The 25,933-nt window shown below is 70.9% G+C and carries 19 protein-coding genes and 1 pseudogene; 11 read left to right on the top strand and 9 right to left on the bottom strand.

The features are described 5' to 3' along the window. Positions 1–111 precede the first annotated feature (111 nt). The 3 genes from ACIRHA_RS13475 (at position 112) to ACIRHA_RS13465 (ending at position 4,031) form a co-directional block, all read left to right on the top strand. The gene (locus ACIRHA_RS13475; protein ID WP_403844045.1) at positions 112–1,353 is read left to right on the top strand and encodes an arginine deiminase; all 1,242 of its coding nucleotides are present in this window, start codon (positions 112–114) and stop codon (positions 1,351–1,353) included. A 110-nt stretch (positions 1,354–1,463) separates the two neighbouring features. Further along, entirely contained in the window at positions 1,464–2,459 is a 996-nt protein-coding gene (argF, locus tag ACIRHA_RS13470; protein ID WP_403844043.1) for an ornithine carbamoyltransferase, read from the top strand. A 120-nt stretch (positions 2,460–2,579) separates the two neighbouring features. After that, complete coding sequence (locus ACIRHA_RS13465; protein WP_403844041.1) at positions 2,580–4,031, top strand: amino acid permease; 1,452 nt, start codon at positions 2,580–2,582, stop codon at positions 4,029–4,031. Here the strand turns inward: ACIRHA_RS13465 and ACIRHA_RS13460 are convergent. Next, complete coding sequence (locus tag ACIRHA_RS13460; protein ID WP_403844039.1) at positions 3,994–4,452, bottom strand: ATP-binding protein; 459 nt, start codon at positions 4,450–4,452, stop codon at positions 3,994–3,996. The two genes, ACIRHA_RS13465 and ACIRHA_RS13460, sit on opposite strands and share 38 nt — an antisense overlap. Positions 4,453–4,704: 252 nt before the next feature. On the opposite strand from ACIRHA_RS13460, the gene ACIRHA_RS13455 reads away from it, so the two are divergent. Together ACIRHA_RS13455 and ACIRHA_RS13450 are read left to right on the top strand one after the other, a co-directional pair. After that, positions 4,705–5,535, top strand: coding sequence for an enoyl-CoA hydratase family protein (locus ACIRHA_RS13455; RefSeq protein WP_403844036.1), 831 nt, complete (start codon positions 4,705–4,707; stop codon positions 5,533–5,535). Between the two features lie 7 nt (positions 5,536–5,542). Next, positions 5,543–7,831 carry a bifunctional salicylyl-CoA 5-hydroxylase/oxidoreductase gene (locus ACIRHA_RS13450; protein WP_403844034.1) on the top strand — a complete coding sequence of 763 codons (2,289 nt, stop codon included), beginning with the start codon at positions 5,543–5,545 and terminating at the stop codon, positions 7,829–7,831. A 1,304-nt stretch (positions 7,832–9,135) separates the two neighbouring features. Here ACIRHA_RS13450 and ACIRHA_RS13445 read toward each other — a convergent pair. Both ACIRHA_RS13445 and ACIRHA_RS13440 read right to left on the bottom strand, forming a co-directional pair. Then, positions 9,136–9,954: a PaaX family transcriptional regulator C-terminal domain-containing protein gene (locus tag ACIRHA_RS13445; protein ID WP_403844031.1), complete on the bottom strand. Its 819-nt coding sequence runs from the start codon at positions 9,952–9,954 to the stop codon at positions 9,136–9,138. 54 nt (positions 9,955–10,008) lie between these two features. Beyond that, complete coding sequence (locus ACIRHA_RS13440; RefSeq protein WP_403844029.1) at positions 10,009–11,652, bottom strand: AMP-binding protein; 1,644 nt, start codon at positions 11,650–11,652, stop codon at positions 10,009–10,011. A 150-nt stretch (positions 11,653–11,802) separates the two neighbouring features. On the opposite strand from ACIRHA_RS13440, the gene ACIRHA_RS13435 reads away from it, so the two are divergent. Genes ACIRHA_RS13435 through ACIRHA_RS13425 form a run of 3 tightly spaced genes read left to right on the top strand, consistent with a single transcriptional unit; the run spans position 11,803 to position 14,216 of the window. Then, on the top strand, positions 11,803–12,936 hold the full coding sequence (locus ACIRHA_RS13435; RefSeq protein WP_403844027.1) for an acyl-CoA dehydrogenase family protein: 1,134 nt from the start codon (positions 11,803–11,805) through the stop codon (positions 12,934–12,936). Beyond that, positions 12,933–13,337 (top strand): RidA family protein, encoded by a 405-nt coding sequence (locus tag ACIRHA_RS13430; RefSeq protein WP_403844025.1) that lies wholly within the window; start codon positions 12,933–12,935, stop codon positions 13,335–13,337. The genes ACIRHA_RS13435 and ACIRHA_RS13430 overlap by 4 nt, the downstream gene beginning before the upstream one ends. Before the next feature lie 27 nt (positions 13,338–13,364). Beyond that, the gene (locus ACIRHA_RS13425; protein WP_403844023.1) at positions 13,365–14,216 is read left to right on the top strand and encodes an alpha/beta fold hydrolase; all 852 of its coding nucleotides are present in this window, start codon (positions 13,365–13,367) and stop codon (positions 14,214–14,216) included. A 147-nt stretch (positions 14,217–14,363) separates the two neighbouring features. Here ACIRHA_RS13425 and ACIRHA_RS13420 read toward each other — a convergent pair whose 3' ends face one another. Both ACIRHA_RS13420 and ACIRHA_RS13415 read right to left on the bottom strand, forming a co-directional pair. Next, positions 14,364–15,893: a UDP-N-acetylglucosamine 1-carboxyvinyltransferase gene (locus ACIRHA_RS13420; RefSeq protein ID WP_403844020.1), complete on the bottom strand. Its 1,530-nt coding sequence runs from the start codon at positions 15,891–15,893 to the stop codon at positions 14,364–14,366. A gap of 110 nt (positions 15,894–16,003) precedes the next feature. Further along, complete coding sequence (locus tag ACIRHA_RS13415) at positions 16,004–16,354, bottom strand: hypothetical protein (RefSeq protein ID WP_403844017.1); 351 nt, start codon at positions 16,352–16,354, stop codon at positions 16,004–16,006. Between the two features lie 297 nt (positions 16,355–16,651). Between ACIRHA_RS13415 and acnA the strand changes: the two genes are divergently transcribed. After that, entirely contained in the window at positions 16,652–19,381 is a 2,730-nt protein-coding gene (acnA, locus tag ACIRHA_RS13410) for an aconitate hydratase AcnA (RefSeq protein ID WP_403844014.1), read from the top strand. Positions 19,382–19,443: 62 nt separating this feature from the next. Here the strand turns inward: acnA and ACIRHA_RS13405 are convergent, their stop codons facing one another. Genes ACIRHA_RS13405 through ACIRHA_RS13390 form a run of 4 tightly spaced genes read right to left on the bottom strand, consistent with a single transcriptional unit; the run spans position 19,444 to position 22,065 of the window. Next, the gene (locus tag ACIRHA_RS13405) at positions 19,444–19,965 is read right to left on the bottom strand and encodes a hypothetical protein (RefSeq protein ID WP_403844012.1); all 522 of its coding nucleotides are present in this window, start codon (positions 19,963–19,965) and stop codon (positions 19,444–19,446) included. A gap of 48 nt (positions 19,966–20,013) precedes the next feature. Further along, positions 20,014–21,021 (bottom strand): phosphotransferase family protein, encoded by a 1,008-nt coding sequence (locus tag ACIRHA_RS13400; RefSeq protein WP_403844009.1) that lies wholly within the window; start codon positions 21,019–21,021, stop codon positions 20,014–20,016. Beyond that, a complete protein-coding gene (locus ACIRHA_RS13395) occupies positions 21,002–21,244 on the bottom strand; it encodes a DUF397 domain-containing protein (RefSeq protein ID WP_403844007.1) in 243 nt (80 codons plus the stop codon). Before ACIRHA_RS13395 ends, ACIRHA_RS13400 begins: the two co-directional genes overlap by 20 nt. After that, positions 21,241–22,065: a Scr1 family TA system antitoxin-like transcriptional regulator gene (locus tag ACIRHA_RS13390; protein WP_403844005.1), complete on the bottom strand. Its 825-nt coding sequence runs from the start codon at positions 22,063–22,065 to the stop codon at positions 21,241–21,243. The genes ACIRHA_RS13395 and ACIRHA_RS13390 overlap by 4 nt, the downstream gene beginning before the upstream one ends. 104 nt (positions 22,066–22,169) lie before the next feature. Here ACIRHA_RS13390 and ACIRHA_RS13385 point away from each other — a divergent pair. Further along, positions 22,170–22,551, top strand: a pseudogene (locus ACIRHA_RS13385) (ATP-binding protein); the annotation flags it as partial. Positions 22,552–22,627: 76 nt separating this feature from the next. Continuing rightward, positions 22,628–25,813 (top strand): NACHT domain-containing protein, encoded by a 3,186-nt coding sequence (locus tag ACIRHA_RS13380; RefSeq protein ID WP_403844003.1) that lies wholly within the window; start codon positions 22,628–22,630, stop codon positions 25,811–25,813. The last annotated feature ends 120 nt before the right edge of the window (positions 25,814–25,933 follow it).

Raw genomic sequence — 25,933 nt, 5'->3', positions numbered from 1 at the left:
GCTCAATCGCCGCAGGGGCTTGAAATATCAAGCCCCGCCGGCGTTTGAGGCGCGGGGTCTGGGGCGGAGCCCCAGGGCGCAACCACCGTGGGGGCGGGTAAGGATGGCTTCATGGGATTCCACGTCGACTCCGAGGCCGGTCGCCTACGCCGAGTGATTCTGCATAGACCCGATCTCGAGCTGAAGCGCCTCACACCCAGCAACAAGGACCAGTTGCTCTTCGACGACGTGCTGTGGGTGCGCCGGGCCCGGCAGGAGCACGACGGGTTCGCCGATGTGCTGCGCGACCGGGGCGTCGACGTGCACCTCTTCGGCGACCTGCTCACGGAGGCCCTCGACGTCGACGCCGCCCGCGGCCTCGTCCTGGACCGGGTCTTCGACGAGAAGGAGTACGGACCGCTGGCCACGGGCCATCTGCGGGAGGCCTTCGAGACACTGCCGTCCACGGAACTCGCCGAGGCGCTGATCGGCGGGATGACGAAGCGCGAGTTCCTGGCGGCGCACCCGGAGCCGACCTCCGTGCGCTTCCACGTCATGGAACTCGACGACTTCCTGCTCGGCCCGCTGCCCAATCACCTGTTCACGCGGGACACCTCGGCCTGGATCTACGACGGGGTGTCCATCAATGCGATGCGGTGGCCGGCCCGGCAGCGGGAGACCGTCCACTTCGAGGCGATCTACCGGCACCATCCGCTGTTCCGGGGCGCGGCGGAGGACGGTGGCTTCCATGTCTGGTCCGAAGGCCAGGCGGACTATCCGTCGACCATTGAGGGCGGCGACGTGCTCGTCATCGGGCGGGGCGCCGTCCTCATCGGGATGAGCGAGCGGACCACGCCGCAGGCCGTGGAGATGCTCGCGCACAAGCTGTTCGCGGCGGGCTCGGCGCGCACCATCGTCGCCCTCGACATGCCGAAGCGGCGGGCCTTCATGCACCTCGACACGGTCATGACGATGGTCGACGGCGATACGTTCACGCAGTACGCGGGGCTCGGCATGCTGCGCTCGTACACCATCGAACCGGGCACGTCCGGCGCGGAGTTGAAGGTCACCGACCATCCGCCCGAGCACATGCACCGGGCGATCGCCGCCGCGCTCGGGCTCCCCGAGATCCGGGTGCTGACCGCGACGCAGGACGTGCACGCCGCCGAGCGCGAGCAGTGGGACGACGGCTGCAATGTGCTCGCCGTCGAGCCGGGCGTCGTCGTCGCGTACGAGCGGAACGCCACGACGAACACATTCCTGCGCAAGCAGGGCATCGAGGTCATCGAGATCCCGGGCAGCGAGCTGGGCCGCGGCCGGGGCGGGCCGCGCTGCATGAGCTGCCCGGTCGAGCGGGACGCGGTGACCGGCTGAGCGGAAGTACCCATGAATACAAGTACCAATGAATAGAAATGTGGAACATCGTATAGACTTCCACTGTCCCGACCTCGACCCCGTCCCCGAGCCACGCGCAGGAGCCCCGTATGAACCTCACCGGCCGCCACTTCCTCAAGGAGCTGGATTTCACCGCCGAGGAGTTCCGAGGCCTGGTCGACCTGGCCGCGGAGCTGAAGGCGGCCAAGAAGGCGGGGGCCGAGACGCAGCGCCTCAAGGGTAAGAACGTGGCGCTGATCTTCGAGAAGGCGTCCACGCGTACGCGCTGCTCCTTCGAGGTCGCGGCCGCCGACCAGGGCGCGTCGACGACGTACATCGACCCGGCCGGTTCGCACATCGGCAAGAAGGAGTCGAGCAAGGACACCGCCCGCGTGCTTGGCCGGATGTTCGACGCCATCGAGTTCCGGGGCGACGAGCAGTCCATCGTCGAGACCCTCGCCGAGTACGCGGGCGTGCCGGTCTACAACGGCCTGACCGACGACTGGCACCCCACGCAGATGCTGGCCGACGTGCTCACGATGACCGAGCACAGCGCCAAGCCGCTCACCGGGATGTCCTTCGCCTACCTCGGCGACGCCCGGTTCAACATGGGCAACTCGTACCTCGTCACCGGCGCCCTGCTCGGCATGGACGTCCGGATCGTCGCGCCCAAGGCCTATTGGCCGGCCGCGGAGATCGTCGACAAGGCCCGTGAGCTGGCCGCCACCAGCGGAGCGCGCATCACGCTCACCGAGACCGTCGAGGAGGGCGTCGCCGGCGCCGACTTCGTCGTCACCGACGTCTGGGTCTCCATGGGTGAGCCCGAGGAGATCTGGGACGAGCGCATCAAGGCGCTCACGCCGTACGCCGTCACGATGGACGTGCTGCGCGCGACCGGCAACGCGGACGTGAAGTTCCTGCACTGCCTCCCCGCCTTCCACGACCTGGGCACCAAGGTCGGCCGCGAGATCCACGCCAAGTACGGCCTGGAGTCCCTCGAGGTCACCGACGAGGTCTTCGAGTCGGAGCACTCCGTCGTCTTCGACGAGGCCGAGAACCGGATGCACACCATCAAGGCCGTCATGGTCGCGACGCTCGGCCAGTAGCGACAAACCGCACATTCACTGAGTAACCGTTCAAACTGGTGGGGCCGGAACACCCTCTCCGACCCCACTGGCACGCGGCCCACCCCGCCGCACCCGCACACCAGAAAAGAGCACCACCCCATGTCGCCGACCCCGTCCGGCCTGCGCATCAAGTCGCCCGAGTCCCTCATCGCCGAATCGGGCGCCGACCTCGAGGGTCACGGCCTCAAGCGCACCATGGGGCTCTTCCAGCTCGTGTGCTTCGGCGTCGGCGCGATCGTCGGCACCGGCATCTTCGTCGGCCTGTCCGACACGGTCGCCGAGGCCGGGCCCGCCGTCATCCTCTCCTTCGTCCTCGCCGCGATCACCTGCATCTTCACGGCGTTCTCCTTCGCCGAGCTGGGCGGCGCGATCCCGGTCTCCGGATCCTCGTACTCCTTCGCCTACGCGACCCTCGGCGAGCGCGTCGCGTTCCTCGTCGGCTGGTGCCTGCTCCTGGAGTACGGCGTCTCGGTGTCGGCCGTGGCCGTCGGCTGGAGCCAGTACCTCAACGAGCTGCTCGACAGCCTCTTCGGCCTGCAACTGCCCGAGGCGCTGTCCGCCGGTCCCGCCGACGGCGGCGTGATCAACCTGCCCGCCGTGCTCGTGATACTGATGGCCGCGACGCTGCTGGTGCGCGGAATCCGGGAGAGCGCGGGGGCGACCGCCGCGATGGCCGTGCTCAAGATCGGCATCCTGATCGTGTTCTGCGCGATCGCGTACTCCGCCTTCGAGGCCGGCAACCTGACCCCGTTCCTGAAGGACGGCATGGCCGGTGTCACCTCCGGCGCCTCGCTCGCCTTCTTCTCGTACATCGGCTTCGACGCGGTCACCACGGCCGGCGAAGAGGTCAAGAATCCGCGGCGCAACATCCCCCTCGCCATCCTGATCTGCATCGGCATCGTCACGCTGCTCTACGTCGCCGTGGCCGTCGCCGCCATCGGAGCGCTCGGCGCGGACGCCGTCGGGGACAAGCCGGCCGCGCTCTCCCTCGTCGTCGACCAGGTCACCGGGTCGACCGTCGGCGGCGGCGTCATCGCCTTCGGCGCCGTCGTCGCCATCGCCTCGGTCGTGCTCGCGGTGATGTACGGGCAGACCCGGATCCTGATGTCGATGTCGCGCGACGGGCTGATCCCGCGGGTCTTCGAGCGGGTCTCCCCGAAGACGCACACGCCGGTCGCCAATACCTGGATCGTCGCGACCGTCTTCGCGATCCCGGCCGCCTTCGCCTCGCTCGACGCGGTCGTCAACCTGACCACCATCGGCACGCTCGCCACCATGGTCGTCGTGAACATCGCGGTGATCGCGCTGCGCCGCTCGCACCCCGGCCTGAAGCGCTCGTTCCGGGTGCCGCTGTACCCGCTCAGCCCGATCCTGGGCGTCGGCTTCTGCCTCTATCTGATCTGGGGCACGGGCTGGACGACGTGGGTCCAGTTCGCGGTGTTCCTCGTCGTGGGGGCGCTCGTGTACGCGCTGTACGGCCGCCGCAACTCACGCCTGGGCGGGAACGAGGGGGCTACGCCTCGGACGCCGGGCGCGGCGCCGGCACCGTAGAGGGAAGCGTGAACCACACCGCCTTGCCGGAATCGGTGGGGCGGTGCCCGCACGACGAGCTGAGCGTGCGGATGAGGAGCAGGCCGCGGCCGTGCTCCTGCCAGGGGTCGGGCGGCCCGTCGTCCTCCGGATTGGTGAGGTCGGAGGGCGGCGCCGGGTCCGTGTCGTGCACCTCGACCTGACAGCCCGAGTCGAGCAGCTCCACGACCAGCTCGATCGGTGTGTCCCCCGTCGTGTGCTCCACCGCGTTCGCCACCAGCTCCGCCGTCAGCAGCTCTGCCGTGTCCGCGTCGGCGGCCGGTGAGTCGATCTCGGACAGCGCGGTCCGCACGAGGGCGCGCGCGACCGGCACGGCCGCGGCCGTGTGCGGCAGGGCTATGCGCCACGACGTGGGCGTAGGTGGACCGGAGAAGGGAGTCACGGCGGAATCCTGGGGGCGGAGGGCGCGTATGCGGCTCGGGGACGGGCTCGGAGGAACGGGCTCAAGGGGGACTGTCCTGCGTTCAACCTTATGAATGGTACGGCGTGGGGCGAAAGAGGCTCTCGTCGGTTCGGCTCGGGACGTCCGGCCCTTACCTGTTATCGCGCACTCATGACGGCAGTCACGAACCGGTGATACGGTCGACAGGTCTCGCTCCTCCCCGGCACGCCCGCCACCCGTCGGAGGCAACGCATGAGTCCCTTCACCGGATCCACCCCCCGCACCGACTCCTGGCAGCACCTGACGTACGCCGTGGACGAGAGCGGCGTCGCCACCGTCACGCTCGCCCGCCCCGAGAAACTCAACGCGCTCACCTTCGGCGCCTACGCGGACCTGCGCGACCTCCTCGCCGAGCTGTCCCGCGAGAAGTCCGTGCGGGCCCTCGTGCTCGCCGGCGAGGGCCGCGGCTTCTGTTCCGGCGGCGACGTCGACGAGATCATCGGCGCCACGCTCTCCATGGACACCGCGCAGATCCTCGACTTCAACCGGATGACCGGGCAGGTCGTCCGGGCCGTGCGCGAAGCCCCGTTCCCGGTGATCGCCGCCGTGCACGGGGTGGCGGCCGGGGCGGGCGCGGTCCTCGCGCTCGCCTCCGACTTCCGCGTCGCCGACCCGAGCGCCCGCTTCGCGTTCCTGTTCACGAAGGTCGGCCTGTCCGGCGGCGACATGGGCGCGGCCTATCTACTGCCCCGCGTCGTCGGCCTCGGCCACGCCACCCGCCTCCTGATGCTCGGCGACGCGGTGCGCGCGCCCGAGGCCGAGCGCATCGGCCTGATCAGCGAGCTGACCGACGAGGGGCGGGCCGACGCGGCCGCGCTCGCCCTGGCCCAGCGCCTCGCCGAGGGACCCGCCCTCGCGTACGCCCAGACGAAGGCGCTCCTGACGGCCGAGCTGGACATGCCGCTCGCCGGGGCCATCGAGATGGACGCGGCCACACAGGCGCTGCTCATGCACGGTGAGGACTACGCCGAGTTCCACGCGGCGTTCACCGACAAGCGCCCGCCGAAGTGGCAGGGGCGGTGACCGGCTGATGACCGTACGCGCCCGGCGCATCGCCGTCATCGGGGGCGGCCCCGGCGGCCTGTACGCCGCCGCCCTCCTCAAGCGCCTCGACCCGGACCGCGAGATCACGGTCTGGGAGCGCAACGCCCCGTACGACACGTTCGGCTTCGGCGTCGTCCTGTCCGACGAGACCCTCGGCGGCATCGAGCACGCCGACCCGGTGGTCTACCGGGCACTCCAGGACGAGTTCGTGCGCTGGGACGACATCGACATCGTGCACCGGGGCCAACGCCACACTTCAACGGGGCACGGTTTCGCGGCACTTGGCCGCCGCCGACTCCTGGAGATCCTGCACGGCCGCTGCCGCGAACTCGGCGTGGACCTGCGCTTCCAGGAGGAGGCGCCGCCGATCGCCGAACTCCGGGACACCCACGACCTGGTGATCGCCGCCGACGGTGTGCACAGCAAGACCCGCGAGACGTACGCCGACGCGTTCGGGCCGCACATCGAGGAGCACCGCAACCGCTACATCTGGCTCGCCGCGGACTTCGCGTTCGACGCCTTCCGCTTCGACATCGCCGAGACCGAGCACGGCGTGATGCAGCTGCACGGCTACCCGTTCAGCGAGGGCGGGTCCACGGTCATCGTCGAGATGCGCGAAGAGGTGTGGCGGGCGGCCGGCTTCGATGGCATGGACGTACGGGAGTCGATCGAGAGCTGCGCGAAGATCTTCAAGGATGCGCTGGACGGCCGGGCCCTGAAGACGAACAACTCCTCGTGGGCGACTTTTCGGACAGTCGTCAACGACCGCTGGTCGTACGGCAATTGCGTGCTCATCGGCGACGCCGCGCACACCGCGCACTTCTCCATCGGCTCCGGAACGAAGCTCGCCGTCGAGGACGCGCTCGCGCTCGCCGCGTGCCTGACCGAGCAGCCCTCGACCGACGCGGCGCTTGCCGCGTACGAGGAGGAGCGCAGGCCCGTCGTGGCGTCGACGCAGCGGGCGGCGCGGGCCAGTCTCCAGTGGTTCGAGGAGCTGGGCCGCTATCTGGACCAGCCGCCGCGCCAGTTCGCGTTCAACCTGCTCACGCGCTCGCGCCGAGTGACGCACGAGAACCTGCGGCTACGGGACGCGCACTTCACCGAGTCGGTGGAGCGGGAGTTCGGCTGTCCCGAGGGCACGCCGCCGATGTTCACGCCGTTCCGGATCGGCGGCCTCGAGCTGCGCAACCGGGTCGTGGTGTCACCGATGGACATGTACTCGGCGGTGGACGGGGTGCCGGGCGACTTCCACCTCGTGCATCTGGGGGCGCGGGCCCTCGGTGGCGCCGGTCTCGTCATGACGGAAATGGTGTGCGTGAGCCCGGAGGGGCGTATTACGCCGGGGTGTGCGGGGTTGTACGCGGATGACCAGGCGGAGTCCTGGCGCAGGATCGTGGACTTCGTGCACACGCGGGCGCCCGGCACGGCGATCGGTGTGCAGCTCGGCCACTCGGGCCGCAAGGGTTCCACGCGGTTGATGTGGGAGGGCATGGACGAGCCGCTCCCGGAGGCGGCCGACAACTGGCCGCTGGTGGCGGCGTCCGCGCTCCGCTACCGGCCGGACAGTCAGCTGCCGCGCGAGCTGACGGCGGCCGAACTGGTGGGTGTGCGCGAGCAGTTCGTGGCGGCGGCGCGGCGCGCGGCGGAGGCCGGCTTCGATCTCCTCGAACTCCACTGTGCACACGGTTACTTGCTGTCCGGCTTCCTGTCCCCGCTGACGAACCGGCGCACTGACGCGTACGGCGGGCCGCTGGAGGGACGGCTGCGGTTCCCGCTGGAGGTCTTCGACGCCGTACGCGAGGTGTGGCCGGACGGCCGGCCGATGACGGTGCGGATCTCGGCCACGGACTGGGCGGAGGGCGGCACCAGCGGGGAGGAGGCGGTGGCGATCGCCGGTGCCTTCGCCGCGCACGGGGCCGATGCGGTCGACGTGTCCACGGGGCAGGTGGTCTCGGACGAGCGGCCCGCGTTCGGGCGCTCCTACCAGGTGCCGTACGCGGACCGGATCCGGGCGGAGGTCGGGGTGCCGGTCATCGCGGTCGGCGCGATCTCGTCCTGGGACGACGTCAACTCCCTTGTCCTGGCGGGCCGTACGGACCTGTGCGCTCTGGCGCGGCCGCACCTGTACGACCCGAACTGGACGCTGCACGCTGCCGCGGAACAGGGGTATGCGGGGCCGGGGGTGGGGTGGCCCCAGCAGTACGGTGCGGGGAGCCGGCGTCCCCAGACGGGCCGCCTGGACGCGCCGAAGCCGAGGCTTGTGCTGCCGGGTTGACGGGGTCGGCGTCGTCGTTCCGGGTGCGCGGGCCGGGGTTTTTGGCTGTGCCGGGGTGGCGTCTTGGGTGTCGGGTGCGCGGCACCGGGGTTTGTCCGGCTGTGCCGGGGTGGCGTCTTGGGTGTCGGGTGCGCGGCACCGGGGTTTGTCCGGCTGTGCCGGGGTGGCGCCTTGGGTGCCGGGTGCGCGGCACCGGGGTTTGTCCGGCTGTGCCGGGGTGGCGCCTTGGGTGTCGGTTACGCGACACCGGCCCTTGCCCGGCTGCGCCGGTGCTCGGTCATCTCCCACCCGCCCGCCCCCTCCGGGGGCTTCGGCCCACCGGGGTTGGGGGTGTGGCAGGGCGGCACGGTTGGTGTTGGTTGCGCGGTACCGGGCGTTCTTCGGCTGCGCCGTTGCTGGCTCATCTCCCACCCGCCCGCCCCCTCCGGGGGCTTCGGCCCACCGGGGCCCGGGCCGTACCGTGGCCGGTGCCCACCGTCCTCGTTGCGCGGCACCGGGGTGCCGCCTTGCCCACCCTGCCGCCCAAGGCGGCAGATTGCCCAAGGCGGTGGGGGTCGGCCGCAATGGGTGGGGTGCCGTGTCGGCGGCGGATTGTCCAAGGTGGGGCGGCGTCGGCCGCGATGAGTGGGGTGCCGTGCTGGCGGCGGGTTGCCCAAGGCGGTGGGGGTCGGCCGCAATGGGTGGGGTGCCGTGTCGGCGGCGGATTGTCCAAGGTGGGGCGGCGCCGGTCGCCACGGGTGGGGTGCCGTGCTGGCGGCGGGTTGCGCAAGGTGGGGCGGCGTCGGCCGCGATGAGTGGGGTGCCGTGTCGGCGGCGGGTTGCTCGAGGCGGTGGGGGTCGGCCGCATCGGGTGGGGTGCCGTGTCGGCGGCGGATTGTCCAAGGTGGGGCGGCGCCGGTCGCCACGGGTGGGGTGCCGTGCCGGTGGCGGGTTGCGCAAGGTGGGGCGGCGCCGGTCGCAACGGGTGGGGAACCGTGTCGGCGGTGGATTGCCCAAGGCGGGAGCGGTCGTCCGCAATGGGTTGGGCCGTGCCTGCGGCGGATTGCCTGCAACGGGGTGCGGGGGGTGGGAGATGGGCGGAGGCACGGCCGCTGGCTGCGGGGCCCGGGGCAGACTCAAGCCCCTGCGGCCGGCGGCCGAGCCGATCAAGCCTCTGCGGCGATTGAGCAGCGGGGTACGGGGCGGAGCCCCGATCTTTCCAGCCTCGCGCTTTCGACGAGAGCGGACAGGTACGGGGCGGAGCCCCGATCTTTTCAGCCCCGCCGGCGATTGAGGCGCGGGGTCCGGGGCGGAGCCCCGTGGCGTCAGGGCGTCGCAGCGGCCGCGAACTCCGCCCCCGCGTCCCGCAGTCGCTCGTCCAGGGAGCGGAAGACCTCCGCCGCGCGGACCCCCGGCCAGCCCTCCGGGAGGAGGTTCGGGGGCAGGCCCGGGTCCGCGTACGGGAGGTGGCGCCAGGAGTCGAGGGCCAGGAGGTAGTCGCGGTAGGCCTCGCGCGGCGGGGTCTCGGAGCGGGGCTGCCAGGCGCGCAGCACCGGCTCGTGCTCGTCGAGGAACGTTTCGTGGAGCTTGGCGAGGGCGGCGAGGTCCCACCAGCCGGCCACCGCGTCGGCCGTCGCCGCGAAGCCCAGGTGTTCGCCGCGGAACAGCTCCACGTACCCGGCGCAGCCGATGCGCTCCAGCGTGTGCCGGGTCTCCTCGTAGACGCCGAGGGGCGCGAGCCACACGCCGGGGGCCGCCGTGCCGAAGCCGAGGCCGCTGAGCGTGGAGCGCAGCACGTGCCGCTTGGCGCGCTCGGACTCCGGCACGGAGAACACGGCGAGCACCCAGCCGTCCCGCGCGTTCCCCGTGCCGTAGATGCGGCGGTCGCCGTCGTCGAGGAGCTGGCGGGCGTCGTCGGAGAGCGCGTAGCCGGCGGCGCCGCTCGCGGTGCGGGCCGGGAGCAGCAGGCCGCGCCGCTTGAGGCGGGACACCGCCGAGCGGACGGACGGGGCGTCGACGCCGACCGCGCCGAGCAGCCGGATCAGCTCGGCGACCGGCAGCGGCCCCGGCAGGTCTCGGCCGTAGGCGCCGTACAGGGTGACGATGAGGGAGCGGGGGGTGTGGGAAGTGGGCTGCTCGGACACGCGATCACTCTACGGTTCCGGGCACGCGATCACTCCACCGTTCCAGGCGCGCGATCACTCCACGGTCCCGGGCTCGCGGAGCCGGAACCGCTGGAGCTTGCCCGTGGCCGTGCGCGGCAGCGCGTCCAGGAACTCGATCGCGCGCGGGCACTTGTAGGGGACGAGTTCGGCCTTCACGAACTCGCGCAGGCCATCGGCGTCCCGCCGCGCCCCCGGCCGCAGCACCACGTACGCGACGGCGACCTGTCCGCGTTCCTCGTCGGGCCGCCCGACCACGGCCGCCTCCGCCACGTCCCGGTGGCGCAGCAGGGCGTCCTCGACCTCCGGGCCCGCGATGTTGTACCCGGCGGAAATGATCATGTCGTCGGCGCGGGCGACGTACCGGAAATACCCGTCGGCCTCGCGGACGTACGTGTCCCCGGTGACGTTCCAGCCGTGCTGTACGTACACGGTCTGCCGCTCGTCGGCGAGGTAGCGGCAGCCGACGGGGCCGCGCACAGCGAGCAACCCCGGCTCCCCGTCCGGGAGTTGCCGGCCATCGGCGTCGACGATGCGGGCCTCCCAGCCGGGTACGGGAACGCCCGTGGTCCCCGGCCGGATCGCGTCGTCGGCCGCCGAGATGAAGATGTGGAGCAGCTCCGTCGCGCCGATCCCGTTGATGATGCGGATCCCCGTCGCCTCCTGCCAGGCGTGCCAGGTCGCGGCCGGCAGATTCTCGCCGGCGGACACACAGCGGCGCAGCGAGGAGATGTCGTACGAGGGGACCTCGGCAAGCAGGGCGAGCATCGCCCGGTACGCGGTCGGCGCGGTGAACACGACCGACACCCGGTGCTCGGCGATCGCGGGCAGCAGTTTCTGTGGGCCCGCCTGTTCGAGCAGCAGCGCCGAGGCGCCCGCCCGCAGCGGGAAGATCACCAGGCCGCCGAGCCCGAACGTGAAGCCCAGGGGCGGGCTCCCGGCGAACACGTCGTCTGGCCCCGCTCCCAGTACGTGCCGCGCGAAGGTGTCCGCGACCGCGAGCACGTCCCGGTGGAAGTGCATGCACCCCTTGGGTCGCCCGGTGGTTCCCGAGGTGAAGGCGATCAGCGCGACGTCGTCGGCGGCGGTCCGCACGGCCTCGTACGCCGACGGTTTCGGGGCCGCCCGGTGCAGCAGGTCGTCGGGCCCGTCCCCGCCGAACGTGGTGATGCGCAGCCCCGGCACCTCGGCCTTCGCCAGGTCGTCGACCGAGCGGACGTCGCACAGGGCGTGCCCCACCTCCGCGATCCCGCACACGGTGGCCAGCTCGCTCGCCCGCGCCTGCGCGAGAACGGTCACGGCGACGGCCCCCGCCTTCAGCACGGCGAGCCAGCAGGCCGCGAGGTGGCGGGTGGTGGGGCCGCGCAGCAGCACCCGGTTGCCGGGGACGACGCCCAGGTCGTCGGTGAGCACGTGCGCGATCCGGTCGACCGTCGCCTTCAACTCGCCGTAGGACCAGGGGGTTTGGCCGGGGGAGTGGAAGGCGGGGCGGTCCGCACCGTGCCGCTCCACGGTGGCGTCGAGCAGCTCGGCCCCGCAGTTCAGCCACTGGGGGTAGCGCAGCTCGGGCAGTTCGAAGGTGAGGCCCGGCCACAGTTCGGCGGGCGGCAGATGGTCGCGCGCGAAGGTGTCGACGTGGCCAGAAGGAAGCAGTGGGCTGGGCGGCGGATGGTGGGTCATGGCCTGGCGCCCCCTCGTGGTGAGTGGCTCGCATGCCGTCGCCGGGTGAGGCGGCGCGCATCGAGCGTATCGTGATGGTGACGACAGTCAACGGGGCGCGATACGGTTCCTGTGTGTGGCCGGTAGGCAGTCGTGAGAGGAGCACCGCATATGGGGACATTCTCGCTCGAACCGGAGCAGCTCGCGTGGTGTGCCGAGCTACGGGCCCTCGCGCTCGACCGCCTCGCCCCGCTCGCCGAGAAGGGCGAGCCGGGTCGCGTCAACCGCCCCCTCGTCGCCGAACTCGGCCAACTCGGTCTCCTTGAGCGCCTGTTCACGTCCGGCGCACTCGACCTCTGCCTGCTCCGCGAGTCCCTGGCCCGCGTCAGTACGGAGGCCGAGACGGCGCTCGCGTTGCAGGGGCTCGGGGCGCATCCGATCCACGCGTACGGCGGTCCGGCGGTGCGCGAGCGGTGGATTCCGGAGGTGGGCGCGGGCCGGGCGGTGGCGGCGTTCGCGCTGAGCGAGCCGGGGGCGGGCTCGGACGCGGCGGCGCTGTCCCTGGAAGCCGCTCCCCAAGGCGACGGCTGGCGGCTCACCGGCGAGAAGTGCTGGATCTCGAACGCCCCCGAGGCCGACGTCTACACCGTCTTCGCCCGCACCACCCCCGACGCGGGCGCGCGCGGCGTGACCGCCTTCGCGGTCCCCGCCGACCGCGCGGGGCTGACCGGCGAGCACCTCGACATGATCTCCCCGCACCCCATCGGCACGCTCGCCTTCGACGGCGTCCCGGTCACCCGCGACGACCTGCTCGGCGAGGTCGACGCCGGGTTCCGGGTCGCGATGGGCACGCTGAACCTGTTCCGGCCCAGCGTCGGCGCCTTCGCCGTCGGCATGGCGCAGGCGGCCCTCGACGCGACGCTCACGCACACCTCGGAGCGGGAGGCGTTCGGCGCCCCGCTGAAGGAACTCCAGACGGTGGCGCACCAGGTCGCGGACATGTCGGTACGGGTCGAGTCCGCGCGCCTCATGGTGTACGCGGCGGCGTCCTCGTACGACGAGGGCGCCGCGGACGTACCGCGCCGCGCGGCCGCCGCGAAGCTCATCGCGACGGAGGCGGCGCAGCAAGTCGTGGACGCGGCAGTGCAGTTGCACGGGGCGCGGGCACTGCGCCGCGGACACGTCCTGGAACACCTGTACCGCGAGGTTCGGGCGCCCCGCATCTACGAGGGTGCCTCCGAGGTCCAACGGGCCATCATCGCCCGCGAGTTGTACAAGGGGCACGAGCAGGAGGCGGCGAAGTGACCGACGGAATCGAGCGCGTCAACCCGCCCGAACTCTCCCCGCCCACCGGCTTCTCCCACGCCGTCGTCGCGACGGGCGGCCGACTGGTCATGCTCGCGGGCCAGACGTCCCTGGACGCCGACGGCAAGGTGGTCGGCGCCACCCTCCCCGCACAGTTCACCCGCGCCCTGACGAACCTGCTCGCCGCCCTGCGCGCGTCCGGCGGCACTCCGGAGCACCTGACGCGCGTCACGGTCTACGCCACGGACGTGCGGGAGTACCGCGAGCACGCCCGCGAACTCGGCCGTATCTGGCGGGAGTTGGCGGGCCGGGACTACCCGGCGATGGCCGTGATCGGTGTGACCCGCCTCTGGGACGAGGAGGCCAAGGTGGAACTCGACGGAATCGCCGTACTCCCCTGAGGCCCGCGGGCGCCTAGGCTCGGCCGCATGACGCAGCAGACGGAACTCTCGGTGGACCTCTCCGTGGGCCCGATCGCGTACGAGGACTCGGGAGGCGACGGCACGACCGTCGTCCTCCTCCACGGGCTCGCCCAGAACGGCACGGTGTGGCGGCGCGTCGTCGACGAACTCGGCACGTCCGTGCGGTGCATCGTGCCGCACCTCCCGTACGGGAGTCAGCACACGCCGGTGCGCCCGGGCGCCCACATCACCCCGCACACCGTGGCGTTGCTGATCGGCGAGTTCGCCGACGCGCTCAAGCTGGGCGACGACACGGTGTTCGTGGAGAACGACGCGGGGCGCCTCCAGCAGCTCGCCGCGGAGCGCCCCGACCGGGTGGGACGCATGGTCATCGCGGGCTGCGAGGCCTTCGACAACTATCCGCCGGGCCCGGCGGGCAAGCTCCTGGCAGCCATGTCCCGGGTGCCCGGCGGCATCACCCTCCTCGCCCGCACCCTCTCCGTCCGCCCCCTGCGCCGCATGCCCGGTACGGGGTACGCGGTGATGTCGCAGCGCCCGGTCCCGCACGAGTTGATCGACGACTGGATCGAGCCCCTGCGCAAGGACCCGGCGGCGCGGAAGCTGCTCCTCCATTACCTCCGCTCCGGCGTGAAGACGGAGATGATGGAGGCGGCGGATGCGCTCCGCGCCTACGACCGGCCCGCGCTGGTGGTCTGGGGCAAGCAGGACCGCATGATGCCGCCGGCTCACGCCCGCCGCCTGGCGGATCTGCTGCCGCAGGGCCGCCTGGTGGAGCTGGATGACTGCGGCACGCTTATCCCCTTGGACCAGCCACGTGCCCTGGCGGAGGCGATCCGGGAGTTTGTTGCGGCCACGTAGCGCCCAGGCCGCGGGGCTCCGCCCCGGACCCCGCTGCTCAATCGCCGCAGGGGCTTGATTGGCTCACCCGTGCCGCAGGGGCTTGATTGGCTCACCCGTGCCGCAGGGGCTTGATTGGCTCACCCGTGCCGCAGGGGCTTGATTGGCTCAGATGTCCCGGAACGTTTCGATCTGCGCGCCGACGGAGTTGAGGCGTTCCGCCAGCTCCTCGTACCCCCGGTTGATCACATACACGTTGCGCAGCACCGACGTGCCCTCCGCCGCCATCATCGCCAGCAGCACGACCACGGCGGGGCGAAGGGCCGGCGGGCACATCATCTCGGCGTGCCGCCAGCGGGTCGGGCCCTCGACCAACACCCGGTGCGGGTCCAGGAGTTGGAGGCGCCCGCCGAGCCGGTTCAGGTCCGTGAGGTAGATCGCCCGGTTGTCGTAGACCCAGTCGTGGATGAGCGTCTTGCCCTGGGCCGACGCCGCGATCGCCGCGAAGAACGGCACGTTGTCGATGTTCAGGCCGGGGAACGGCATCGGGTGGATCTTGTCGATGGGCGCTTCGAGCTTCGACGGGCGGACCGTGAGGTCGATGAGGCGCGTGCGCCCGTTGTCGGCGGGGTACTCCGCCGAGCGGTCGTGGTCGAGCCCCATCTCCTCCAGGACCGCCAGTTCGATCTCCAGGAACTCGACCGGCACCCGCTTGACCGTGAGTTCGGACTGCGTGACGACGGCCGCGGTCAGCAGGCTCATCGCCTCTACCGGGTCCTCGGACGGCGAGTAGTCCACGTCGACGTCGATGTGCGGCACGCCGTGCACGGTGAGCGTGGTCGTGCCGACGCCCTCGACCTCGACGCCGAGCGCCTCCAGGAAGAAGCACAGGTCCTGGACCATGTAGTTCGATGAGGCGTTGCGGATGATCGTCGTGCCGTCCGCGCGGGCCGCGGCGAGCAGCGCGTTCTCCGTCACGGTGTCGCCGCGCTCGGTCAGCACGATGGGGCGGTCCGGCGCGATGTCCGGGTGCACCTCCGCGTGGTAGAGGCCCTCGGTCGCCGTGATGTCGAGGCCGAAGCGGCGCAGCGCGATCATGTGCGGCTCGATGGTGCGGGTGCCGAGGTCGCAGCCGCCGGCGTAGGGCAGCTTGAAGCGGTCCATGCGGTGCAGCAGCGGGCCGAGGAACATGATGATCGACCGCGTGCGGCGCGCGGCGTCCGCGTCGATGGCGTTCATGTCGAGCTCGGCGGGCGGCACGATCTCCAGGTCCGCGCCGTCGTTGATCCAGCGGGTGCGGACGCCGATCGAGCCGAGTACCTCCAGAAGGCGGTACACCTCCTCGATGCGGGCGACCCGGCGGAGCACGGTGCGGCCCTTGTTGAGCAGCGAGGCGCACAGCAGCGCCACACACGCGTTCTTGCTCGTCTTCACTTCGATCGAACCCGACAGCCGGCGCCCGCCGACCACGCGCAGATGCATCGGTCCCGCGTACCCGAGGGAGACGATTTCACTGTCGAGGGCTTCGCCAATTCGAGTGATCATCTCAAGGCTGATGTTTTGGTTCCCGCGCTCGATGCGGTTCACCGCGCTCTGGCTGGTGTTCAGCGCCTCCGCGAGCTGCGACTGCGTCCAGCCCCGGTGCTGGCGGGCGTCGCGGATGAGCTTGCCGATGCGTTCGAGATAGTCGTCTGCCATGGCGGCAGGCTATCTCAAATATGAGATGACGCATGTCGAGGGGCCCGCTGGGGTGACGGGGTGACGGGGTGGCCGGGTGGGGGTGACAGGGGGACGCCTCGCGCGCCCGTTCACGCATCCGTCACGCAGTCCGCATCGCACCCCCGCGCGGCGAACCGCTCGCGCAGTGCGGCGGACGCCTCGTACCTGGTGACGTCCGGGAATCCGAAGTGCTCCTCCATCAGGTCCAGCACATCCGCCACGGTCACGATCGCGGGCTCCCCGGGCCGTGCCCGCCGCCGCGCCTCGGCGATGGCCATGTCGCAGGCCCGCCGCAGTGCCACCGGATAGCGACGGCGCTCGTACGCCTCGGCCCGCGCCCGGTTCCAGGGCTCCGTCGTCCGCCCCGTCACGGCGAGGACGAACAGAAAGATGAAACCCGCGGCCAGCGCCGCCGCCAGCGCCCCGGTCAACATGTTCATGGGTCCCACCCCCGTGCCGCCGAGCCTAGGGCCTGCCGCAGCGCTGGTGCGCCGTCCCTCCCCGTACGACGATGAAGGAGGCGCGCGCGGGTACGCGTCCGCGCGTGGGACCGGCGGCACCGCTTGATGGCATCGCCGGGTGATGTATTAGAGTTATCTCGACATCGAGATATCTACCGAGGCGCACCGTGGCCGCACGGTTTCGAGGGTCGGACGGTAAGGGTTACCTAACTTAGCCTTACCTTAGCGGATCGTCGAGTCGGCGTGGCGGCAGGATGCGGTGGAACGCGCACACATATGAAGGAGACTGTCGTGTCGGCGAACAGCTTCGACGCCCGCAGCACGCTGCGCGTGGGCGACGAGTCGTACGAGATCTTCAAGCTGGACAAGGTTGAGGGCTCGGCCCGCCTTCCCTACAGCCTGAAGGTCCTTCTGGAGAACCTGCTCCGTACCGAGGACGGCGCGAACATCACCGCCGACCACATCCGTGCGCTCGGCGGCTGGGACTCCCAGGCTCAGCCCGCGCAGGAGATCCAGTTCACGCCGGCCCGCGTGATCATGCAGGACTTCACCGGTGTTCCCTGCGTCGTGGACCTCGCCACGATGCGTGAGGCCGTGAAGGCCCTCGGCGGCGACCCGGCGAAGATCAACCCGCTGTCCCCGGCCGAGATGGTCATCGACCACTCCGTCATCGCCGACAAGTTCGGCACCTCGGACGCGTTCAAGCAGAACGTGGACCTGGAGTACGGCCGCAACAAGGAGCGCTACCAGTTCCTGCGCTGGGGCCAGACCGCGTTCGACGACTTCAAGGTCGTCCCGCCGGGCACCGGCATCGTCCACCAGGTCAACATCGAGAAGCTGGCCCGTACGGTCATGGTCCGTAACGGCCAGGCCTACCCCGACACCCTCGTCGGCACGGACTCGCACACCACGATGGTCAACGGCCTGGGCGTGCTGGGCTGGGGCGTCGGCGGCATCGAGGCCGAGGCCGCGATGCTCGGTCAGCCGGTCTCGATGCTGATCCCGCGCGTCGTCGGCTTCAAGCTGACCGGCGAGCTGCCGGCCGGCACGACCGCCACCGACCTGGTCCTCACGATCACCGAGATGCTGCGCAAGCACGGCGTCGTCGGCAAGTTCGTCGAGTTCTACGGTGAGGGCGTCGCCGCCACCTCCCTCGCGAACCGCGCCACCATCGGCAACATGTCGCCGGAGTTCGGCTCCACCGCCGCGATCTTCCCGATCGACGACGAGACGCTGAACTACCTGCGCCTGACCGGCCGTGACGCCCAGCAGGTCGCGCTCGTCGAGGCCTACGCCAAGGAGCAGGGCCTCTGGCTGGACCCGGCTGCCGAGCCCGACTTCTCCGAGAAGCTGGAGCTCGACCTCTCCACGGTCGTCCCCTCCATCGCCGGCCCGAAGCGCCCGCAGGACCGCATCGTCCTCGCGAACGCCGCCGAGCAGTTCAAGACGGACGTGCGCAACTACGTGGCGGACGACGAGGAGGCGGGCAAGGAGTCCTTCCCCGCGTCCGACGCCCCGGCCGCGACGAACGGCGTCCCGTCGAACCCGGTCACCGTGACCGCCCCCGACGGCTCGACGTACGAGCTGGACCACGGCGCCGTCACCGTCGCCGCGATCACCTCCTGCACCAACACCTCGAACCCCTACGTGATGGTGGCCGCCGCCCTCGTCGCGAAGAAGGCCGTCGAGAAGGGCCTGACCCGCAAGCCGTGGGTCAAGACCACTCTGGCCCCGGGCTCGAAGGTCGTCACCGACTACTTCGACAAGTCGGGTCTGACTCCGTACCTCGACAAGGTCGGCTTCAACCTCGTCGGCTACGGCTGCACCACCTGCATCGGCAACTCGGGCCCGCTGCCCGACGAGGTCTCGAAGGCCGTCAACGACCACGACCTGGCCGTGACGTCCGTCCTCTCCGGTAACCGGAACTTCGAGGGCCGCATCAACCCCGACGTCAAGATGAACTACCTGGCGTCCCCGCCGCTGGTCGTCGCGTACGCCATCGCCGGTTCGATGAAGGTCAACATCACCAAGGACGCCCTCGGCGTCGACCAGGACGGCAAGCCCGTGTTCCTGGCCGACATCTGGCCGACGGAGGCCGAGGTCAACGACGTCGTCGCCAACTCCATCGGCGAGGACATGTTCTCGAAGTCCTACGAGGACGTCTTCGCGGGCGACGCCCAGTGGCAGGCCCTCTCGGTCCCCACCGGCAACACTTTCGAGTGGGACGACGAGTCGACCTACGTCCGCAAGCCCCCGTACTTCGAGGGCATGGGCATGGAGCCGGCCCCGGTCCAGGACATCGCGAACGCGCGCGTCCTCGCCAAGCTGGGCGACTCGGTCACCACCGACCACATCTCCCCGGCCGGTGCGATCAAGGCCGACACCCCGGCGGGCAAGTACCTCTCCGAGCACGGCGTCGAGCGTCGCGACTTCAACTCGTACGGCTCGCGTCGCGGCAACCACGAGATCATGATCCGTGGCACGTTCGCCAACATCCGCCTGCGCAACCAGATCGCGCCGGGCACCGAGGGCGGCTACACCCGCGACTTCACGCAGGACGACGCGCCGGTCTCGTTCATCTACGACGCCTCGCAGAACTACCAGGCGCAGGGCACCCCGCTCGTCATCCTGGGCGGCAAGGAGTACGGCTCCGGTTCGTCCCGTGACTGGGCCGCCAAGGGCACCGCGCTCCTCGGCGTCAAGGCCGTCATCACCGAGTCGTACGAGCGCATCCACCGCTCGAACCTCATCGGCATGGGCGTCGTCCCGCTGCAGTTCCCGGAGGGCCAGTCGGCCGACTCGCTCGGCCTGACCGGCGAGGAGACCTTCTCCATCGCGGGCCTCACCGAGCTGAACGACGGCACCACGCCGTCCACGGTCAAGGTCACCACCGACTCCGGCGTGGAGTTCGACGCGGTCGTCCGCATCGACACCCCCGGTGAGGCGGACTACTACCGCAACGGCGGCATCCTGCAGTACGTGCTGCGGAGCCTGATCAGCGAGTAATCGGGCCGCCAGTAAGGCAGTTGAGGGCCGCGTCCCCGCTTCGGCGGGGGCGCGGCCCGCTGTCATGCGTCGGGGCCCTGCGCCCGTACGCGCCGCACCTCTTCCAGCGACTGCCGCAGCTCGCCGAGCCAGTCGTCCGCGTTGCGCTCCACGAGCCGCACGCACCAGACCAGCGCGTCACTACGACTCCGGGCCACGCCCCCGGCGACGAGCGTGTCGAGCACCTGCCGCTCGGGCTGGCGCAGCCGCGTCATCACCGGCGCCGACACGTGCGTGAACAGCGCTTCCTCGTCCCCGCAGCGCACGCCCCACGACACCTTCTTGCGGAACCGGTGCTCGGCTTCCCGCGCCACCTCGATGCGCTGCTCACGGGTGCGTTCCCGGAACTCCTGGACGCGGCCCTCGATCGCGGCCGCCCGCTCCGCGTCGGAGACGTCCTTCGCGAGCTCCGGCTCGGCGACGGGTCCTACGACGGTGATCTCCTCGCGGTCCACCGTGATGTCGACGGGCCCCTCGAAGAGCCCCTCGGGCATCCGCCCGGCGAACCAGCCGCGCAACTTCTCGTGCTGTTCGGCTGTAATCATGTAATCAACGTTGCACCGCGGGGAGTTGGCGGCAACCCCCGGCGTACGTCAAGACCCGCGCGGCCGCTCCGCGGGCAGCGGGGTGAGTTTCGGCCAGCGGGTGAGCATGGCTGCGCGCAGGTCCGCGGCGAGCCGACCGAAGGCCGGTAGTCCGCCGCTCTGGCCGGCCACGACGCCCAGCCGGTGCGTGAGGCGCTGCCGGGCTGTGGCGGTGCCCCACTCCCAGTCGCCGCCCGGGACGCGGGCCAGGTGGTCGACGGTGCCGCGCTCGGCCCGCGGCACCAGCGCGTCGCCGCGCAGCAGCCAGCCGGCGCACGCGTCCGTGACGTCGCCCCGCACCTCGGTGCCGGTGGCCTCGCGCCAACTCTCGCGGTACGCGGCCTCCGCCTCGGCCAGTTGTTCCGGGGCGGGGGAGGTGGAGCACCAGCAGGTCGGGAAGCCGCTGCGCAGGTAGGCGAGTTCGACGAGGCCGTCACCGAGGGAGGCCTGCTCGAAGTCGATGAACCGTACGCCGTCGGCGGTGTGCAGATCGTTGCCGGGGCAGGGGTCGCCGTGCAGCAGGGCCGCGTTGGTGGTCCGCGCCAGGCGGGTCACCAGGTCCTCCAACTCCGCTCTTACGCCCGGTGGTTCGGGTACGCCGAGGGTGGCGGCGAGCCGGAGGAACGCGTCGATGTCGTTTCCGGCCGGCCCCGACCAGACCGGGAGAGCGCGGGTCTCGGCGTCGGTGGCGGTGTGCCCCGCCGCGTGCAGCCGCGCGAGTGCCGCCGCGTAGTCGACCCGCCAGTCCGGGCCGGGGTGCCGATGTTCCACGTACTCCAGGACCAGCACGCGTTCGTCAGGGTCGGTGTCGAGGAGGCGGGGGACGACGGGCGGGCCCACGGCGGCGGCGAGGCGCAGCGACGCCACCTCGCGGGCGTACCGGTCGGCGGCCTCCGGAGCGTCGACCAGTTGCTTGACCATCACCGGGGTACCGCGGAACTCGGCGCGCCACAGCCGCGACCGGGGGCCCTCCAGCTCCGGGACCCGCCGGACCGCGTCAAGCCCGAGCGACTTCAAGGAACGCGGTCCAGGCCTCCGGCGCGACGGTGACGTGCGGGCCGCCGTCGGCGTTCTTGGAGTCGCGGATGTGGATGGCGGTGGGGTGGGTGGCGACCTCGACGCAGGCGCCGCCTTCGCTGCTGCTGTAACTCGACTTCCGCCAGGCGTAGGCCACTTCGAGGCATGCGCCGCCTTCGTCGCTGCTGTAGCTCGACTTGAACCAGTGAAGTGCGGTGGTCATGGCTCTCCTAGCAGGCGATCCAGCAGGCCCATGGTGGCTTTGGGCGTGAGGGCCTGAGATCGCAGCATCGCATACTTGCAAGCCAGGATGGACACCTCGTCGGCGTCGGAAACCCACTGGCTACCACGCTGGGACTCCGTGTAGGCGAGATGCTGATGGTCCGGCGTCTCCAGGAGGATGAACGGGCCTGCGTCACCCGCGTTCTCCGGCGCATCCAGCGGCAGCACCTGAAACGACAGGCCCGGGAGGTTCGCGCTCTCGCGCAGGAACCTCAACTGCGCCGCGCGCACCAGCGGTTCGGTGAACGCCATCTTCAGCGCGGGCTCCCACACGACGAAGCTCATCGTCGGCGGGACCTTCCGGTGGAGGATCGCCTGGCGGTCGACACGGGCCGCCGTCTTGGTCTCGATCTCGTCCTCGCTGTACGCGGGTACGCGCTGGCCCAGCAACGTCCGGGCGTACTCCGCGGTCTGGAGGATGCCGGGCACGACCAGCGCGTCGTACCACGACAGGGCGATGGCCTCCCGCTCGTGCTGGATGTACGACTCCGCCCACAACGGAAACTGGTCCACCTCCGGCATCGCCGCCACCGCCGTGGCCAACGCACCCTTCGTGCCCAGGAGTTGGTCCATCGACGCCGCCAGCTTCGGCACCAGCGGGCGGCGCGCCTGCTCGATCGCCGCGATGGTCGACTCGGCCACTATCAGCCGCTCCGCGAGCGCCGCCTGTGTGTAACCGGCGGCCTTCCGGAAGAGGGCGACGAGGTCGGCGACCAGCCTCATCGCCGACGGGTTCTTCGGCGGATGTTGCGCAGGGCTCATGACGGGCAATCTCCCCGCCCCCGTTCCTTCTTGACCCCACTCGAACCCCGACAAAAAATCTGTCGGGGTCGATTGACTGTCGCCAGTCAATCACTCTCCGCAACATTCGACGCGTGAACCACGAACCCCGCGAGCGCTTCTACCGTCGCGAACGCCAATCCGTCCCCGCCGCCCGCGCGTTCACCCGCGCCGCGCTCGCCGACTGGGGCGTGGAGGCCGACCGCGCACACGACATCGTGCTGTGCGTCAGCGAGCTCGCCACCAACGCCCTCCTTCACGGCGCCCCGCCGGGTCGTGGCTACCTGTTGCGCCTCCTGCCCCACGCGGACGCGCTCCGCGTCGAAGTCCACGACAGTGGCGGCGGCGTGCCGTGCGCGGTGCCGGCGGACGAGGGTGGCCGCGGATTGGTCCTCGTCGCGGCGCTCGCGGACGCGTGGGGCGTGGGGGGGGCGGGACCCCGGCAAGGTGGTGTGGTGCGAGTTCGGGCATCTGGTGCCCCGGCCGCGTACACGTATGGTGGAGGGTACGTGGGCGACGGGGGTGAGCGGTGGAACTGGGCGCAATGGGGTTGAAGATCGCGTCCTCGGTGGTGGTGCCGCTGCTGAAGCGGTTCGTGCTGCCTCCGGAGAAGGTGGCCGGCGCCGAGTTCCCGGATGAAAAGCCCGTGCGCGTACGGTCGTTGCTGTCCTTCGTCGGCGATCATCCCGCCCTCAGCCGCGACGACATGTACCGGCTGTCCCACGAGCTGGTGCGCCGCGCCGTACGCGCCGCGCCACCGCACGAGAGCCGGCTGCCCGACGACGAGCACGACGCGGTGGGCCAGGCGCTGACCCGTACGCTCTTCGCGCTCGGTCAGCTCGACATGAACGACGTCGACCTGGTGGTGCTCGGGCCCGAGGAGTTGGCCGGCACGCTCAACAAGGCGGCGCAGCGGGACATCAAGGGGCTGCTCACCGAGGACGCGGCCCGCTTTCACGACGCGCTGCTCGTCACCGCCTGCGTGCACCTCGTGCGGTTCTTCACCCAGCGGCCCGGCTTCGAGGCCCGCGCCCAGCTGTCGAACTTTCGTCAACTCCGTGAACAGAAGGAGCTGTTGGAGCGCTTGCTGCGCATGGTTTCCGGTGAGGACCAGCAGGCCGCCGACATCAGGTTCGAGGAGTTGTACGCCCGCTATGTCGTCGAGCGACATCGGTGGCTCATCATCCACGGTATCGACCTGCGCGACCCTGCCGGGCCCAAATGGCTCCTCGACGACGCCTACTTGAGCCTGACCGCCGTGCCTCTGGCAGCCGCGGAGGAGGACGGCGACTACGAGAGCGTGCCCGAGGAGAGCGTCGAGTCGGCGCTCGCCGGGCGCGGCAAGGTCCTGCTGCACGGCCTCGCCGGCACCGGCAAGACGACGCTCGTGCAGTGGCTCGCTCTGACCACCGCACGCCAGGAGTCCGTGCCCGCCGCGCTGCCGCAGCTCATCGGGCGGGTCCCGTTCGTGCTCCCGCTGCGCACGCTCGCCCGCCAAGGGGCCGAACTCCCCATGCCCAACCAGTTCCTGGAGTGGATGCGCTGTGGTCTCAGCGGCAGCGAACCCGACGGCTGGGCCGTCCGCGTCCTGCGCAACGGCCGCGCGGTGCTGCTCGTCGACGGCCTCGACGAGATCCCCAAGGCCGACCGGCGGCGCGTCCGCGACTGGCTGAGCGACCTCGCGAGCCAGTTCCCCGGCAACCTCTGGCTGTGCACCACCCGTCCCTCCGCGCTCGAACAGGGCTGGCTGCGGAGCGAGGGCTTCCACGAGCTGAGTCTCAACCCGCTCAGCCCGGGTGACCTGCGCCGCTTCATCGCGCGCTGGCACGTCGCCGCGGGCGCGCACGAGGATTTCGCCGAGAAGCTCGTCGAATCCCTGCGCTCCAACCCTGAGCTGAACCGCCTCGCCACCAACCCCCTGATGTGCAGCCTCATTTGTGCCCTGCACCGCGAACGCCGGGGCTTTCTGCCGCACGGGCGGGCCTCGCTCTACCGGGCCGCCCTGTCCATGCTCCTTGAGCGGCGCGACGCGGAGCGGGACCTGTACGGGCGGGACGACGACCGCCCCCGGCTCGACGAGGAGTCCGCGACCGAGCCGCTCAAACGACTCGCGTACCGGCTGATCCGCAACGACGACAGCCAGATGGAACGCGACGACGCCATCCATGAGCTGCGCCGCCTCCAGCCGCAGGTCCCGAGCCTGGAACGGCTCGGTGGACCCGAACACGCGCTTGAATACCTGCTGGAGCGCTCCGGGCTGCTCCGCGAGCCCGCTCCGGGCGCCGTGGACTTCATTCATCGTACGTTTCAGGACTACCTGGGTGCCAAAGCTGTTCTTGAGGACCGTGACTTCGGCATGCTGGTGAGACACGCTCACATGGACCAGTGGGAGGACGTGGTGCAGATGGCCGTCGCGCAAGCCGATCACAACGGGCGGGCCGACCTGCTGATGCGCCTGAGCGACCGCGGGAAGCGCGAGAAGGACGTGACCGTCCAGGCCAGGATCCGCCTCCTCGCCCTCGCCTCCCTCGAACAGGCGACGAGGCTCGAACCCGCCGTGCGCCAGACGATCGAGGCCGAGGCCGCGAGCATGCTCCCGCCGCGCAGCCTGCGCCAGGCCCGCGTCCTCGCCCGCACGGGGCCGCTGCTCCTGGGGTTGCTCCCGAGGGCCGACGAACTCGAAGGGGACGCCGAGCTGGCGACCGCGCACGCCATCTGCCAGATCGGCGGCGACGCGGCCATCCCGCGGCTGCGCGAGTTCCTCACCACCTCCCAGTCCACCGTGCGCGCCCAGCTCCTCGGCCACTGGGACCGCTTCGACACCGAGACGTACGCCCGCGAGATCATCGCCCCGCTCCTCGAAGCCGCGCCTGGCGAGCCCGTCACCGTCCGCTCGAAGGCCGAACTCGACGCCCTGTCACGCCTGCCCGGCTGCGAACGCGTCGGCATCCACGGCGACTTCGACCCCGACGCCGTCCGCGCGGCCCTGTCCTCGGAGCACCTGCGCGAGCTGCGGCTGCGCGGCGCGCTGCAAATCAACGACCTGTCCTTCCTCCACGACTTCCAGAACCTGGAGAGCCTCACCCTCCAGGGCTGCCGCAACGTCAAGGACCCCGAACCGCTCACCCGGCTCCCGCGACTGAGCAGCCTCGTCCTGGAGAACGTCCCGCAGTTCGAGCCGCTGGAGCAGCTCGACCAGTGCGCGCGCCTCGAAGCCCTGCACATCGGCGCGGGCGTCCCCTGGCGCGGCGTGGCCGAACTGCCGAGGCCCGGCAGGCTCAAGACGCTGTCGCTGCCGCCGGGAACCTCCGAACTCGCCGAGATCACCCGGTGCGTCGCGCTGGAGGAACTGCGCCTCCAGGACGCGAGCAGCCGGCTGCTCCCCGACGGCTGGGGCGAACTGCTCGGCCACCTGCCCGAGCTGCGCACGCTCTGCCTCTCGGCCGAACAGCTCAGCACCCTCCTCTTCAACCCGTCCAGCCAGATCCCGCAGCTGACCAAGCTCTACGTCTACGCCCAGCAGGGCACCCCGCTGCAACTGCGGCGCATGTCCCGCCGTCTGCAAGGACTTGAGGAGCTGCACGTGACGCAGGGCGGCGACATCGACCTCTCGCCGCTCAAGGGGATCACGTCGCTGCGCCGGGTCCGGATCGCCTATCCGGGCGGCGTCGTCCAGGGCGTCGAGGAGCTGCCCGAGGGCGCCGAGCTGGAGATTTATCCGCAGCCGTGAGGGGTTCCGCGGCCTTGCGGTTCATCTGGCAAGAGATCGGCGCCACAGGTAAGTTCTAGGGTTCACGCAGAAGTTGACACGCAAAAGTCGACACGCAGAAGTTGACGATCCCTAGGGAAG

Source organism: Streptomyces sp. NPDC102360 (assembly GCF_044766085.1).
Lineage (GTDB): Bacteria > Actinomycetota > Actinomycetes > Streptomycetales > Streptomycetaceae > Streptomyces.
This window is presented reverse-complemented; position numbering and strand designations above follow the sequence as displayed.